At 70.2% G+C, this 14,339-nt stretch carries 12 protein-coding genes; 5 read left to right on the forward strand and 7 right to left on the reverse strand.

Annotation, left to right across the window (positions count from 1 at the left end; genetic code table 11):
- Positions 1-37 precede the first annotated feature (37 nt).
- The 5 genes from IF29_RS0115730 to IF29_RS0115750 all read left to right on the forward strand — a co-directional run bounded on the left by IF29_RS0115730 (position 38) and on the right by IF29_RS0115750 (position 4,973).
- Positions 38-580: a Jag family protein gene (locus tag IF29_RS0115730; RefSeq protein ID WP_380522868.1), complete on the forward strand. Its 543-nt coding sequence runs from the start codon at positions 38-40 to the stop codon at positions 578-580.
- Between the two features lie 103 nt (positions 581-683).
- Positions 684-1,469: a 16S rRNA (guanine(527)-N(7))-methyltransferase RsmG gene (rsmG, locus tag IF29_RS0115735; protein WP_030254687.1), complete on the forward strand. Its 786-nt coding sequence runs from the start codon at positions 684-686 to the stop codon at positions 1,467-1,469.
- Between the two features lie 467 nt (positions 1,470-1,936).
- Positions 1,937-2,935: a ParA family protein gene (locus IF29_RS0115740; protein ID WP_037595447.1), complete on the forward strand. Its 999-nt coding sequence runs from the start codon at positions 1,937-1,939 to the stop codon at positions 2,933-2,935.
- The gene (locus IF29_RS0115745) at positions 2,932-4,035 is read left to right on the forward strand and encodes a ParB/RepB/Spo0J family partition protein (RefSeq protein WP_030254691.1); all 1,104 of its coding nucleotides are present in this window, start codon (positions 2,932-2,934) and stop codon (positions 4,033-4,035) included. Before IF29_RS0115740 ends, IF29_RS0115745 begins: the two co-directional genes overlap by 4 nt.
- Before the next feature lie 320 nt (positions 4,036-4,355).
- On the forward strand, positions 4,356-4,973 hold the full coding sequence (locus IF29_RS0115750) for a GNAT family N-acetyltransferase (protein WP_030254693.1): 618 nt from the start codon (positions 4,356-4,358) through the stop codon (positions 4,971-4,973).
- 66 nt (positions 4,974-5,039) lie between these two features.
- Here IF29_RS0115750 and IF29_RS0115755 read toward each other — a convergent pair whose 3' ends face one another.
- From IF29_RS0115755 to murJ, 7 genes are all read right to left on the reverse strand, one after another.
- Positions 5,040-6,215: an N-acetylmuramoyl-L-alanine amidase gene (locus IF29_RS0115755; protein WP_030254695.1), complete on the reverse strand. Its 1,176-nt coding sequence runs from the start codon at positions 6,213-6,215 to the stop codon at positions 5,040-5,042.
- Between the two features lie 205 nt (positions 6,216-6,420).
- Positions 6,421-6,750, reverse strand: a complete 330-nt coding sequence (gene trxA / locus IF29_RS0115760; RefSeq protein WP_030254698.1) for a thioredoxin — start codon at positions 6,748-6,750, stop codon at positions 6,421-6,423.
- A gap of 74 nt (positions 6,751-6,824) precedes the next feature.
- Positions 6,825-7,787 carry a thioredoxin-disulfide reductase gene (gene trxB, locus IF29_RS0115765; protein WP_030254700.1) on the reverse strand — a complete coding sequence of 321 codons (963 nt, stop codon included), beginning with the start codon at positions 7,785-7,787 and terminating at the stop codon, positions 6,825-6,827.
- 101 nt (positions 7,788-7,888) lie between these two features.
- A complete protein-coding gene (locus IF29_RS0115770) occupies positions 7,889-8,857 on the reverse strand; it encodes an anti-sigma factor family protein (RefSeq protein WP_030254703.1) in 969 nt (322 codons plus the stop codon).
- A complete protein-coding gene (sigM, locus tag IF29_RS0115775; protein ID WP_084714306.1) occupies positions 8,854-9,606 on the reverse strand; it encodes an RNA polymerase sigma factor SigM in 753 nt (250 codons plus the stop codon). The genes IF29_RS0115770 and sigM overlap by 4 nt, the downstream gene beginning before the upstream one ends.
- Positions 9,607-9,678: 72 nt before the next feature.
- Entirely contained in the window at positions 9,679-11,421 is a 1,743-nt protein-coding gene (locus IF29_RS0115780) for a protein kinase family protein (protein ID WP_380522939.1), read from the reverse strand.
- A 349-nt stretch (positions 11,422-11,770) separates the two neighbouring features.
- Positions 11,771-14,248 (reverse strand): murein biosynthesis integral membrane protein MurJ, encoded by a 2,478-nt coding sequence (murJ, locus tag IF29_RS0115785; protein WP_030254711.1) that lies wholly within the window; start codon positions 14,246-14,248, stop codon positions 11,771-11,773.
- Positions 14,249-14,339 lie beyond the last annotated feature (91 nt).

A 14,339-nucleotide genomic window follows, 5' to 3' on the forward strand; every position in this document is an offset into this window, starting at 1 on the left:
CCCCTGTCAGCATCACAGAATCCAAAGGAGTCCACCCGTGACGGAAGGAACCGTGGCACCCGTCCCCAGCGACGAGTCGAAGAGTGCCGCGACGGGCACCGACGTGCTCGGCCACCTCGAGCAGGAGGGTGAGATCGCCGCGGACTACCTGGAGGCCCTTCTCGACATCGCGGACCTCGACGGCGACATCGACATGGATGTGGAGGGCGACCGCGCCTCCGTGTCGATCATCGGCGAGGGGCCCGGGGCGGATCGGAGTCTGCTGCGCCTGGTCGGCCAGGACGGTGAGGTGCTGGAGGCCCTGCAGGAGCTGACCCGGCTCGCCGTGCACCGGGAGACCGGGGAGCGCAGCAGGCTGATGCTGGACATCGCCGGGTTCCGGGCGCGCAAGCGTGCCGAGTTGGCCGAGCTGGGCGCCCAGGCGGCCAAGGAGGCCAAGGAGAGCGGTGAGCCGGTGAAGCTCAAGGCGATGACGCCGTTCGAGCGCAAGGTGGTCCATGACGCCGTCGCTGCGGCCGGGCTGCGGAGCGAGTCGGAGGGCGAGGAGCCGCAGCGGCGCGTCGTGGTGCTGCCGGCTTAGGCGGACTGTTCCACACTGGGACAGGGTGATGTGAACGATGGACGGCCCCGTCTGCGATGTGCAGACGGGGCCGTACTGCCGCGGTGAGGGAAAGGTTCGGCACATGTCGGAGGCGGACGGTCGGTTGGTGGCCGAGGAGTTCTCGAAGGAGCTCCCGGAGGCCCCTGCGGCGGCACGGGCGGTGTTCGGGGACCGCTTCGGGCTGGCGGTGCGCTACGCCGAGTTGCTGGCCGACGCGGGGGTGCGGCGCGGACTCATCGGTCCGCGCGAGGTGCCGCGGTTGTGGGAGCGGCATGTGCTGAACTGCGCGGTGCTGGGCGAGCTGCTGCCGCCGGACGCCTCGCTGTGCGATGTGGGCTCGGGGGCCGGGCTGCCGGGTATCCCGGTGGCGCTGGCCCGCCCCGATGTGCGGATCACCCTGCTGGAGCCGCTGCTGCGACGCACCACCTTCCTGGAGGAGGTGGTGAAGGAGCTGGGGCTGGAGAATGTGACGGTGCTCCGGGGGCGGGCCGAGGAGATGGTCGGCAAGCTGGCGGTCGATGTGGTGACCGCGCGGGCGGTCGCTCCGTTGGACCGGCTCGCCGGATGGGGATTGCCGCTGCTGCGCCCCTTCGGGGAGATGCTGGCACTCAAGGGCGACTCGGCCGCCCAGGAGCTGGTGGACCACAAGGGCGCGCTGGTGAAACTGGGCGCCACCGAGTGGTCGGTGGCGGTGGCCGGCGAAGGTGTGGTGGAGACCCCGACGCATGTGGTGCGGGTCAAGGTGGGGGAGAGTCCGGGTGGCGTCCGGGCGGCGACCCGTCGGGCCCGGGCGGCCCGCAAGGGCGGCCGCGCTCCTGGGCAGTCGGCCGGCGGTGCCAGCCGTGGCAGCTCCAGGCGGCGTCGCTAGCCGTCGTTGGTCGTCGTTGGTCGTCATTCGACAGACCGGAAGGGCCCCTGTTTCACGTGAAACGTGAAACAGGGGCCCTTCCGGTCTCCGGAGTGTCGTTCCGTCATATATCCCCCATAACGGGCATCGTGTTTCACGTGAAACGTCGCTCGCTGCTTCCCGGGATCCTGAGCCGCAGTCGTGGAGCCGCTCAGTTCAGTCGTCGTTTGGGTGAAGATCGGCCATCAACGGGTCCAGAAGGACCACAACCGTCCCCGGGTGTCACCGGCCTGCGCGATGATTTCATCGACAGCCGTGACGGAGAGGGGGGCGATCCCTTGCCCAGCGAGACTCACACCGTAGAGGGGCCACTGCCGGGGCCGCGGGTCCGAAGTGGACGAATGGGGACCGCTGTTTCACGTGAAACAGCGACGCATGAAACACTGGCGCCCATGCATCCCATGCAGGAGTCGGAAGCCGTTCCGCTGATTGACGACACACCCATCGGACGGGCAGCCCAGGCCGCTGTCGACGCGATGGGGCGGGTCGGGGAGGCGCTACCGCGCCCCGCGGCCACCCGGGTCATGGTGGTCGCCAACCAGAAGGGCGGGGTGGGCAAGACCACGACGACGGTCAATCTCGCGGCCTCACTGGCGCTGCACGGGGCCCGGGTGCTGGTGATCGACCTGGATCCCCAGGGGAACGCCTCCACCGCCCTGGGTATCGACCATCATGCCGAGGTCCCTTCGATCTACGACGTCCTGGTCGAGGGCAAGCCGCTCGCCGATGTGGTCCAGCCGGTGGTGGATGTGGAGGGGCTCTTCTGCTGCCCGGCCACCATCGACCTGGCCGGAGCAGAGATCGAGTTGGTCTCGCTGGTGGCCAGGGAGAGCCGGCTGCAGCGCGCCATCGAGGCGTATGAGCAGCCCCTGGACTACGTACTGATCGACTGCCCGCCTTCGCTGGGCCTGCTGACGGTCAATGCGATGGTGGCCGGACGCGAGGTGCTGATCCCGATCCAGTGCGAGTACTACGCGCTGGAGGGGCTGGGACAGCTGCTGCGGAATGTGGACCTGGTGCGCGCGCACCTCAATCCCCATCTGCATGTGTCGACGATCCTGCTGACCATGTACGACGCCCGTACCCGACTGGCATCACAGGTCGCGGACGAGGTCCGCAGTCACTTCCAGGACGAGGTGCTGCGGACCAGCATCCCCCGCTCGGTGCGCGTGTCCGAGGCGCCCAGCTACGGTCAGACAGTCCTCACCTACGACCCCGGATCGACGGGGGCGCTCTCCTATCTGGAGGCCGCGAAGGAGATCGCGCTGCGCGGGGCGGAGAAGGACCAGCGGGCCGCGGACGAGCGCTTCGCTGCATCGCCCGGGAACCCGGGCGTCTATCAGCAGCAGCCCCGTCGGATGGCGGAGCAGGACAGCACAGGACAGCACGCCGCAGTAGAGCACGGCACGATGGAGGGGCAGCGGTGAGTGAGCGTCGTAGAGGTCTGGGGCGTGGCCTCGGGGCACTGATCCCGGCGGCCACCGGTCCGGAGAGCAGGCCGGCCCCGGCCGCGATCGGGGGTACCCGGTCGCCGGGCGAGGTCCCCTCGCTGAACGGCGGAACGGAGTCGGCATCGGGTGGTGGCGGGGTCGGCACTCTGGAGCGCACCGCCGAGAGTGTCGTTTCACGTGAAACAGCGGTGGCCGGGCCTGAACTGCAGGCGGTGGACGGGGCGTACTTCGCCGAGATCCCGCTGGATGCGATCACCCCCAACCCGCGTCAGCCGCGTGACGTCTTCGACGAGGAAGCCCTCGACGAACTGGTCCACTCGATCCAGGAGGTGGGCCTGCTGCAGCCGGTGGTGGTCCGGCAGACCTCTCCGGACCGCTATGAGCTGATCATGGGTGAGCGCCGTTGGCGGGCATCCCGAAAGGCCGGGCTGGAGGCCATTCCGGCGATCGTCAGGGCCACCGAGGACGAGAAGCTCCTTCTTGACGCCCTGTTGGAGAACCTGCACCGCTCCCAGCTCAATCCGCTGGAAGAGGCGGCGGCCTACGATCAGCTGCTGCGTGACTTCTCCTGCAGCCATGAGGAGTTGGCCGATCGGATCGGGCGCTCCCGTCCGCAGGTGTCCAACACCCTGCGGCTGCTGAAGCTCTCGCCCAAGGTCCAGCGCAGGGTCGCTGCGGGGGTGCTGTCCGCCGGGCATGCCCGGGCCCTGCTGGCTCTGGACGATCCTGCCGAGCAGGAGAAGCTGGCGCATCGCATCAACGCCGAGGAGCTCTCGGTGCGTGCGGTGGAGCAGATCGTCAAGCTGATGTCGGAGGAGCAGCACCCCGAGCGGCGGTCGCGGGGTCCTCGGGCCGGGAAGTTGGTCTCCCCCGCACTGGCCAGTCTGGCGAGCCGGCTCTCCGACCGCTTCGACACCCGGGTGAAGGTCGAGCTGGGCCAGAAGCGCGGGAAGATCGTGGTCGAGTTCGCCTCGGTGGAGGACCTCGACCGGATCCTCGGTTCCTTCGCCCCTGGGGAGGGGCAGCTGCTGAAGCAGGGGATGGACGGCGAGGCGGCAGCCGGGTCCGAGGGCTGATCGGGGCAGCGCGGTTCGGAGTTCGGAGTTCGGAAGGGCCCTTGTTTCACGTGAAACAAGGGCCCTTCTTGTTGCCCGGACCGGTGACTACGATGGCGACGAAGGCTCTCGGCACCGCTGTCGCGCCCGTGGAGGGGTCATGCGTGAGCACAGACGAGCGACGTTCCTGACGGTGGAACTGGTGGTCGGTGCACTCTGCGGCTTTGTCTCCGGGATGATCCTGGACCGTTCCCGACGGGGTGCTGCGGGGCGCGCGGCGGACCTATCGTGGAAGCAGGATGCGGCGCGGCTGACAGCCGCCGAGCCCGAAGGTGTGGTGCATGGGACGCAGGCTGGTACCGCTGACTCTCGACTCTCTCGCTGAACTCCCGCTCAGCTGTCGGTCCTGCGTCTTCTGGGAATTGGACCCGGTGAACGGGGAGGCCGCGATCAAGGCGGGCCAGGCGGAGCTGGAGAAGGAGTCCTGGATCTCGGCGGTGCTGCTGGAGTGGGGCTCCTGCGGCCGGATCGCCTATGTGGATGACGCTCCGGTGGGCTTTGTGCTCTACGCTCCGGCGGCCTATGTCCCGCGCTCGCTGGCCTTTCCGACCAGTCCGGTGGCGGCCGATGCGGTGCAGTTGATGACGGCTCGGATCCTGCCGGACTACCAGGGCCAGGGGATCGGACGGACCCTGGTCCAGGCCGTCGCCAAGGATCTGGTGCGGCGTGGCTTCAAGGCGATAGAGGCGTTCGGTGACGCCCGGTGGAGCGGCCCGGGCTGCGTCCTGCCGGCGGATCATCTGCTGGCGGTCGGCTTCAAGACGGTGCGTCCGCATCCGCGGTATCCCCGGCTGCGGCTGGAGCTGCGCTCGGCCATCTCCTGGAAGGGGGAGATGGAGGTGGCGCTGGAGCGGCTGCTGGGGGCGGTCCAGAAGGAACCCTCACTGCGCCCGCTCTGACCCCTGCGACGGGGGACTGCGATCCGGGTCCCCCGTCGTTGTTTCACGTGAAACGGGCGCTGGGGCTCAGCTGCTGCGGATGTCGGCCGGCAGGTGCAGGACGCCGGTGGGGGCGTCCTCCTCCGGGGGGAGGTACAGGCGCTGGACGGCCACCGCGATGGCCTCCACGGCCTGTGCGCGCATCTGCGGGGAGAGCAGGCGCATGGCGTCCTCGGGGTTGGTCAGATAGCCGAGCTCCAGGCGTACCGCAGCCATCCGGGTGGATCGCAGCAGGGTCCAGGTGCGGGCGTGGCTGCGGTTGTCGCCGACACCGCAGCGGGCGACCAGCTCGCGTTGGAGCAGACCGGCGAACTGCTTGCCGGTGTGGGACCAGCGGCCGCGGCTCTCGTCCCCGTAGTAGTAGCTGGAGGCACCGGAGGCCTGAGGGTTGTGGTGGCCGTCCAGGTGGAGCGAGAGCATCAGGTTGGCGTCGGTGGCATTGGCGAACTGGGCGCGCTGCACCTCGTCGCCGCCGTGCTCGGCATTGCGGGTGAGATAGGTGCGGACCCCCAGCGCGGTGAGCCTGCCCTCCAGCCGGGTGGCGATGTCCCAGACGATGGCGGCTTCGCTGTGGCCGTGCGCGAGGACCCCGGGGTCCTCGCCGCCGTGGCCGGGGTCGATGACGATGACCTTGCCCGGCAGGGAGGCGCCGGACCGCAGCAGCATCTCGGTCTCCCGCATCACATGGGGGGCGCCGCCGACCACGGTCCGGGCCAGCCGGGCCAGCACGGTGAAGGTGGCCGGGCCCAGCGTGCCGTCGGCATAGAGACCCATATTGCGCTGGAACTCACTGAGGGCCTGTGCGGTGGTGGGGCCGAAGATGCCGTCGACCTGCCCCGGGGTGAAGCCCATGTCCAGCAGTCGCTGCTGGAGCTGGGCGACGTCGTCACCGACCTGCAAATTGCCGACGACATGGCTGAGGACGCGGTCACCGAGCTGCCAGCGCGCCTCATTGAGGTGCCGGTAGGTCTCAGGTCCGACGATGCCGTCCGCGGTGAGTCCGCGCTGCTGCTGGAAGTAGCGCACGGCTGCGTCGACCAGGGGGTCGAACAGCGAGCCCGCGGAGGCGAGCTGGGCGCCCACGGTGCTGTCCACCGCCGGCAGCAGGCCCAAGAGGCCGAGCTTGAACCGGATCTCCGCCACTGCCGGCCCGGTGTCGCCGAGCCGCCACTGGAAGGTGTGCGCTGGTTGCTGCTGGGTCATGACGTGAGGGTCCCCTCCCCATCGGCTCCCATGATCGTACGCGCCGTCCGGGGTACTTCCACGCCTACCGGGGGAGTCCCTTCGGGCCCTTGCAAAACCCGCACTGTTTCACGTGAAACATGCGAACGCCGGGACTGCCACGGGGTGGTGGCGGTCCCGGCGTCGGATGCTCGCGGACCTGCTGCCAGATCTGCGGGAGCCCTGCCTAGGCGAGGAACTCGGCGAGGTCGCGAACCAGGGCGCTCTTGGGCTTGGCGCCGACGATGGTCTTCACGACCTCGCCGCCCTGGTACACGTTCATGGTCGGGATGGAGAGGACGCCGTAGGTCGCGGGGACATTGGGGTTGGCGTCGATGTCCAGCTTGGCGATGGTGATCTTGTCCGCGTACTCGGCCGCGATCTCCTCGAGCGCGGGGGCGACCTGGCGGCACGGGCCGCACCAGGTGGCCCAGAAGTCGACGAGCACGGGCTTGTCGCTCTTGAGGACCTCAGTCTCGAAGGTCTCGTCGGTCACGGTGATGGTGGCGCCGGCCACGGGTGCTCCTTGGGTGTGCTGGGGATGACTGATTGGCTTGGCTGACTGGCCTGGCTGACTGGCCTGCGGGTGGCTCAGACCGCGACGGCGGCGTTGCTCTCGGCGTGGGCGAGGGCGGCCAGGTAGCGCTCTGCGTCCAGGGCGGCGGCACAGCCGGTACCGGCCGCGGTGATGGCCTGACGGTAGGTGTGGTCGACGACGTCACCGGCGCCGAAGACACCCTCCAGGTTGGTGCGGGTGGAAGGGGCCTGGACCCGCAGGTAGCCCTCGTCGTCCAGGTCCAGCTGGCCCTTGAAGAGCTCGGTGCGCGGGTCGTGGCCGACGGCGATGAACAGTCCGGTGACGGGCAGCTCGCGCAGTTCGCCGGTGACGGTGTCCCGCAGGGTGAGTCCGCTCAGCTTGGCGTCGCCGTGGATCTCGGCGACCTCGCTGTTCCAGGCGAAGCTGATCTTCGGGTCCGCGAAGGCGCGCTCCTGCATGGTCTTGCTGGCGCGCAGCTCGCTGCGACGGTGCACCACAGTGACCGACTTGGCGAAGCGCGACAGGAAGGTCGCCTCCTCCATGGCGGTGTCCCCGCCGCCGACCACGACGATGTCCTGGTCCCGGAAGAAGAAGCCGTCACAGGTGGCGCACCAGGAGACGCCGCGACCGGACAGCTGGTCCTCGCGGGGCAGGCCCAGCTTGCGGTGCTGGGACCCGGTGGTGACGATGACGGCCTTGGCCCGGTGCACCGTGCCCTCGGAGTCGGTGACGGTCTTGATCTCACCGCTGAGGTTGACCGCGATGATGTCGTCCGGGATCAGCTCGGCGCCGAAGCGCTCGGCCTGGCCGCGCATGTTGTCCATCAGCTCCGGGCCCATGATGCCGTCCTGGAAACCGGGGAAGTTCTCCACCTCGGTGGTGTTCATCAGTGCGCCGCCCGCGGACACCGCACCCTCGAACACCAGAGGCTTCAGCGAGGCACGTGCCGTGTAGAGCGCGGCTGTGTAGCCGGCCGGGCCGGAGCCGATGATGATCACGTTGCGGACGTCGCTCACTGCACATCTCCTGAATCGCTTCGCAAGCCTTGGGCTGACGAGTGGACGGGTCGCTGTCCACCTCGCTCAACGGTTCCCCAGTGTCTCGCATTCCCGAGGGTTCAGGTGCGCGGCACGGTGCGCTGCAGCAGGACCTGGCCGGTCTGAGCAGAACTCTGCGGGACGGTAGCGGTGCAGGACGATGCGATCAGGTAGACGTCCACGGTCTGCTGGGGGTCCTGAGCGTCGGCGTAGACGAGGGCGAAGACAGGAGTGTTCCGGTAACTGCCCTGGGTGACGACCAGAGGCTGCTCCCCACTGCGGTGAGCTGCCTGGGCGACGCAGGCCGGCACGTAGCGGCTGGTAGAGCTATTCGGTGTCTTGGCATTTGATCCGTTGGTGGGCTCTGATCCGTTGCCGGCTTCGGTAGTTCCGAAGTCGAGCAGCAACTGCTGCACCTGCTCGGTCAAGGCCGTGTCGGAGAAGGCCACCGGGCCCGAGGCGCCCGCTACGGCGTTCCCCCCTTCAGCCCCGGGGACCGCGGCGGAGGAGGCGGAGCCCTTGGAGGTGCTCTGGGGGTGCAGCTGCAGCAGTGAGGCGGTGACACCGCCGACGACGGCGAGCGCCGCCAGACCCAGCGCCGCCCGGCGCAGGGTCGGAGTCAGGACGCGTCGCCGCCGTCGGCCGGGACCCCGGCTGCCGGAGGGCCCGGACGGGCCGTGGGAGCCGTTGGAGCGGCCCTCCTTGCCGAGGTTGCCGAGGGGACCTGCCGGGGCCGCCACGGGCGCTGCAGCCGTCTCGGCGGCCGCGGTGCCCGGCTCGGTCGAGCTGAGCAGGGCCTCGGCGGCGAGGGCCGCGTCGATGCGGACGGCGATGTCCGCGGGGAGCTGGACCGGTTCGGCCTGTCCGAGCAGCGACCGGATCTCCTCGATGGCCGCGTGGGTGTCCAGGCACTCGGGGCAGCCCGCGAGGTGCTCCCCCAGCTCGGCTGCCGCCTCTGCGGGGAGCAGGTCCTCCAGGTAGTCGGAGATGGCCTCCACCGGAGGATGACCGGAGGAGTCGAGGCCGAAGGGTGGTGTGGTCTGGCTCATGTCGGCTGCTCCCCTCCTGCGTCGGGTCGTCGGTCGGCCAGTAGTGGGACGCCCGGTCCCTGGTTCGGGTTCCCTTCCCGGGGCGGTGGCGCGGTACCCCCGTCGTCAGGGGCGTACCGGAGCACTGTGCCGCCGGTCTCCTTGGAGACCTCTGTTTCACGTGAAACATCGGGCGGATTGCCGCTACGGAGGTGGGCGATCTGTGGGAGGAGACGGGCCCGGCCCCGGGCGCAGCGGCTCTTCACCGTACCGACGGGGACGTCGAGGATCGCGGCGGCCTCGGCGACCGGGTAGCCCTGGACGTCGACCAGGATCAGGGCCGCACGCTGCTCGGCCGGGAGTGAGGCGAGGGCGCTGCCCAGTTCGCGGCGGAGCTCGCTGCGCTCGGCCGCGATGTCGGCGCCCTCGCCGTGGTTCAGCAGGTCGTCGAGGGTGGACTGCTCGTCGAGCGGGCGGGTGGGGCGGCTGGCGTTGCGGCGCACCCGGTCCAGGCAGGCGTTGACCACGATCCGGTGCAGCCAGGTGGTGACCGCCGACCGCCCTTGGAAGGTGTGGGCCGACCGGAACGCGGAGACCAGGGCGTCCTGGAGGGCGTCAGCGGCCTCCTCCCGGTCGCCCAGCGTGCGCAGCGCGACCGCCCAGAGCCGGTCGCGATGGCGCTGCACCAACTCGCCGAAGGCGTCGCGATCACCTTCGACATGGCGTGCCAGCAGTTCGGCATCGCTGTCCTGCTCCGGCGTTCCGGCCACGTGTGTGCTTCTCCCCTCGGACACCGGGCACCAGAGTGTCAGCCTGGACCGATCGTGTCAGCCCGAGTCCTGTCATCCGACGATCTGGATCTCCGAGATCCCGCCACGGTAGGCGGAGGGGTTGTTGGTCTCGGCCGGGAGGCTGGTGATGTGGATGAGGACATAGCGGGTGCGGACCGGGGTGGCGAGCAGGGGGCTGTCGAAGGTGGTGCCGACGACCTTCGGGTTGGCGATCCGCTGGCTGAAGGCGCCGGCGGAGGTGGGCGCACTGGTGGCGTCCGCGGGCGCGGCCAGGACCTCCAGGTTCTGCCCCGCCACGGGCAGGGTGAGCTTGACGCCGGAGACGCTCTGGACGCTGCCGAGGTCCACGACGATGCCACTGCCGTCGGCGCGGCTGCTGAGGTTCCCGAAGTTCGCGTAGTTCTGGTACTCCGAGGTGATCCAGGCCGTGCTGGTCTTGCCGTCTATGGCCAGTGGCACCTGGTCGGCCTGTATCGGCGGGCCGAGCGGGGAGAACTCGGACGCACCGCTGATCTTCAGCAGGTGCTGTGCCGAGGCAGACGTCTGCGGCGAGGCGGAGGTGGCCCCGCCGACCCCGGCGGTGACCGGGAGCTGGCTGCTGCCGGAGTCGGGCTTGTCCATCAGGGCCTGGGCCGTCCCCCAGCTGCCGAGGCCGACGGCGGCCAGCAGGACCAGGGAGATGCCCCACTTCAGCGCCTTCCCGGTGCGTCCGGGCAGCGCCGACGGCGGGGTGGGCGGCAGCGGTGCCGGGGCACGCCTCGGCGGCAGGGGCACGGTGGTGCCCTGGTCCCGACGCGGATAGGTGGTGGTGGGGTACTCGGGCAGCACCAGCGGTTCCGGCTCGGGCTGCTTGATCCTGGGGAGCTGGCCGATCGCCCTGGCGAGCTCCTGAGGCGAGGTCAGCGGCTCCAGGTGACGGACCGGGGTCTCGCACAGGATCCGGGAGCACAGGTCGGAGAGGCCCCGGTGGACGCCGGCCTTGACCTGTTCCGGCGGGACGACGCCGACGGCCTTGGGAATGCCCTGCAGACCGTGGCGGTCCTCCGGGTAGGGCCAGCGGTGCGTGAGTGAGGCGAAGAGCAGTGCGCCGATGGCCCGGGTGTCGTCGAGTTCGGCCGCCGCACGGTCCTCGGACGCGAGCCCGTGCAGTGCGGCGTCCATGGCCAGACCGTTGATCCGGTACTGGCCGCTGTCGCTGCGCAGCACGCAGGACGGGGTGAGCCGGAGGTGCGACAGGCCCTTGCGGTGCGCGGCTGCGAGCGCGTCGGTGACCTGACGGACCATCTGGTAGGCCTCGTAGGCCTCCAGCGGGCCGTCGGCGAGCAGGGTGCCGAGGTCGGTGGCGTCCGGGAGCCATTCGCGGATGATGTAGACCAGTTCGCCCTCCTCGACCGCGTCGAGGACCTGGACGAATCGCGGGTCGCCGAGCAGGGCGGCCTGCCGGGCGGCGGCGACGGCGTCCTTGGAGCGCTGGTGGCCCGAGGCGAGCAGATGGATGCCCACGGCGCGGCGCAGCTTCTCGTCGACGGCGCGCCAACTGGTGAAGACCCCGGCCTGGGTGAGGCATTCCTCCAGCCGGTAGCGGTCGGCGATGCGGTCGCCGCTGTGGCGGACCGGGGCCGGCAGCAGCGGGGCCGCCGCGGGCTCGACCGGCTCGGCGGGTTCGTCCGGCTCGACCGGTTCAACGGCATCGGCAGGTTTGGCGGATTCTGTGGTTTCGACCGGCTCGGTGGGGCTGTCGCCGTCCTCCGGGACTGCCGGCCGTTCCGGGCTCTGCGGGGCTTTCGGGGCGATCGCGACGGTGGCGTCGTCGACCGGGGTGTCGGGGACAGCCTCCTGCTGCTCCCGCGCGGGTGACTCCTCGTCAGCGCGGAGTTCGCCGGCGATCTCCTCCGCGGTGAGTTCGGCCGTCAGTTCCGCGGCGGGCTCTGCGGGACAGGCGCCCGCGCTGCTCTCCGCGATCGTCTCGACCGGAGCCTTGCTGCGATCCGCCACCGTCGTCCTGCCTCCCCTGTGCTGTGGCCTCGATCATCCCGGGCCGCGGTCAATTGTGCCAATGCCCGCTACCCGACTACGACCCACGATCCCCCTCGGAGGTTGCCCCGGGGAGGTGCCCTCTTCGCCAAAAGAAGGCGAGTCGGTGTCAGCGGCCCAGTTTCGAGCGCACCATGCCGACGAGGGCGGTCAGTTCCTCGATGCGCATCCGCTGGGCGATCACGACGAACAGTCCGATCTGCAGGCCTGCGCCGACCACCAGGGCGGCGATGTCCGGCAGCAGGCCCCCGCCGAGCGAGTCGACGATCAGCGTGGAGACGGTGAAGCCGATCGCGGCCGGGATGATGCTGGCGCCGATCAGCCGTCCGTAGGTGCGCTTGCACCGGGGGCCGTCCAGGTCGCCGATGCGGCGCTTCAGCCGGGGCAGTGCGACCAGCAGCCCGACCAGGTAGGAGAAGCCGTAGGCGAAGGCCATGCCGGTCACCGCCCAGTCCGAGGGCAGCACCAGGTAGCAGAAGCCGGAGAGCAGGGCGTTGCTCGCGGCGACCCAGACGGTGTTGTAGAAGGGCGTCCTGGTGTCCTCGTAGGCGTAGAAGCCGCGCAGCAGGACGTACTGGGCCGAGTAGGGGATCAGCCCGAGTGCGAAGGCGGAGAGCATCCAGCCGACGGAGGTGCCCTGGGAGGAGTTGCCGAAGCCGTAGAGCACCGAACCGATGACCGGGCCCAGGGCGAGGAACAGGAAGGCGGCCGGCACGATGGCCACCGCCGAGGTGCGCAGCCCGTAGGAGAGGTCGTCACGGACGGAGGCTGCCTGGCCGTCGGCGGCGGCCCGGGAGATCCTGGGCAGCACCGCGCTCATCACCGAGACCGTGATCACGGCCTGCGGCAGCTGCCAGATCAGCAGGGCGTTGGAGTAGGCGGACAGACCCGCACCGTTGCGGCCCGAGGCGTTGCCGGCCGCGGTCGCCAGCTGGGTGACCACCAGGTAGCCCGCCTGGTTGGCCAGCACGAACAGGAAGGTCCACTTGGCCAGCTTCGCGGCGTGGCCCAGTCCGTGGCCGCGCCAGTCGAAGCGGGGCCGGAACTTGAAGCCCGCGGCCCGCAGGTAGGGGATCATCGACAGGGACTGGACCACGAGGCCGAGCAGGGTGCCGATGCCCAGCAGCCGTACGCCCTCGGGTGAGATGCTGTGCGGGGTGACGCCGGTCTTGTTGAACGAGCCGTACACCCAGGCGTACATGCCGAAGGTGAAGATGACCACGACGTTGTTGAGGACCGGGGTCCACATCATCGCGCCGAACCGGCCCCGGGCGTTCAGGATCTGACCCATCACCACATGGACGCCCATGAAGAAGATGGTGGGCAGGCAGTAGCGGGCGAGGGCGACCGTCACCTCGGCGCTCTGCGGATCCCTCATGATCGACGCGGAGACCAGCCGCACCAGCAGCGGTGCGGCCAGCACGGTGACGAAGACCACCCCGCCGAGTCCGACCACGATCAGGGTGAGCAGCCGGTTGGCGTAGGCCTCGCCGCCGTCCTCGTCGTTCTTCATGCTGCGGACCAGCTGCGGGACGAACACGGCGTTCAGCGCGCCGCCGCCGACCAGGATGTACAGCAGGGTGGGGAGGGTGTTGGCGACGTTGTAGGAGTCGCCCATGGCACCGACGCCGATGGCGAAGGTGATGATCATGGTGCGGACGAAGCCGGTGCCGCGGGAGACCAGGGTGCCGGCAGCCATGATGGCGCTGGAGCCGAGGATGCCGCCGCTCTTGCCCTGCTTCCCGTCGGGCGGGGTTTCGGGCATGCCGGCGACGGCGCTGGGCGGCGGCGGGGCCATGGGGTTGAAGCGCAGCAGCGGGATGGTGCCGGTCGCCTCGGCGTCGCCGCCGCCGGCCTCGCCGTACCAGCCGGGGGCGTAGGAGGCCTGGTCGCTCTCGCGGAAGAGATAGGCGTAGGGGTCGGCGTCTTGATTGCTGCTGTCCTGCTTGCTGCGGGTGGCGTGGGTGAGCAGCTCGTCGACGCCGACCTCGGCCGAGGGCGGCTGGGCGGGCTGAGGCACGGACTGGCCGTAGGCCTGGGAGAAGCCCTGGGGCGGCCCGAAGCCCGGGACGGTCACCCCGTCGGGGGCGGCGGGGCCGCCGTACGGCTGCTGCTGCGGGTGGGGCTGCTGTTCCTGCTGGTACGGCTGCTCGTACTGCGGCGCGCCGTATCCCTGCTGCTGGTAGCCGGGCGGGGCCTGGACCGGGTAGCCCTGTCCCTGCTGGGGCTGCTCGGGGTAGGGCTGCTGCGGATACGGGGGCTGGGCGTACTGCTGCTGGTCGTACCCGGCCTGCTGGGGCTGCTGGCCCTGCGGGGCCTGCTGGTACGCCTGCTGCTGCGGATAGGCCTGCTGGTTCTGCGGGTAGGGGTCCTGCCCGTACGGGTCCTGGGCGTACGGATCCTGCCCGTAGGGGTCCTGGGCGTAAGGATCCTGGGCGTAGGGGTCGCGTGCGTAGGTCTCGTCCAGGTACGCGTCGGCGGCCCCCTGGCTCCGGGGGTCCTGGCCGGGGGCGGCGGGGGGCGTACCTCGGTTGGGGCCGCGTCCACCGCGTCCCTGCTGGGTTCTGCCGTCACGCGGCGCGCTCATGCCACCTCTCCGGATCCTTGGACACGGCGGCCGGGGGTCACTCGGCCGTCCACGGGGTCCACCCTCTCATCCGGTGGCTCACAGCCAGTGT

The organism is Streptacidiphilus jeojiense (genome assembly GCF_000719095.1).
In the GTDB taxonomy this organism is placed as follows: domain Bacteria; phylum Actinomycetota; class Actinomycetes; order Streptomycetales; family Streptomycetaceae; genus Streptacidiphilus; species Streptacidiphilus jeojiensis.

Bases quoted from the DNA above. Each gene is read 5' to 3' on its own strand.
- rsmG (WP_030254687.1), top strand. From the start codon at position 684: ATGTCGGAGGCGGACGGTCGGTTGGTGGCCGAGGAGTTCTCGAAGGAG.
- IF29_RS0115750 (WP_030254693.1), top strand. From the start codon at position 4,356: ATGGGACGCAGGCTGGTACCGCTGACTCTCGACTCTCTCGCTGAACTC.
- IF29_RS0115755 (WP_030254695.1), bottom strand. From the start codon at position 6,215: ATGACCCAGCAGCAACCAGCGCACACCTTCCAGTGGCGGCTCGGCGAC.
- IF29_RS0115770 (WP_030254703.1), bottom strand. From the start codon at position 8,857: ATGAGCCAGACCACACCACCCTTCGGCCTCGACTCCTCCGGTCATCCT.
- murJ (WP_030254711.1), bottom strand. From the start codon at position 14,248: ATGAGCGCGCCGCGTGACGGCAGAACCCAGCAGGGACGCGGTGGACGC.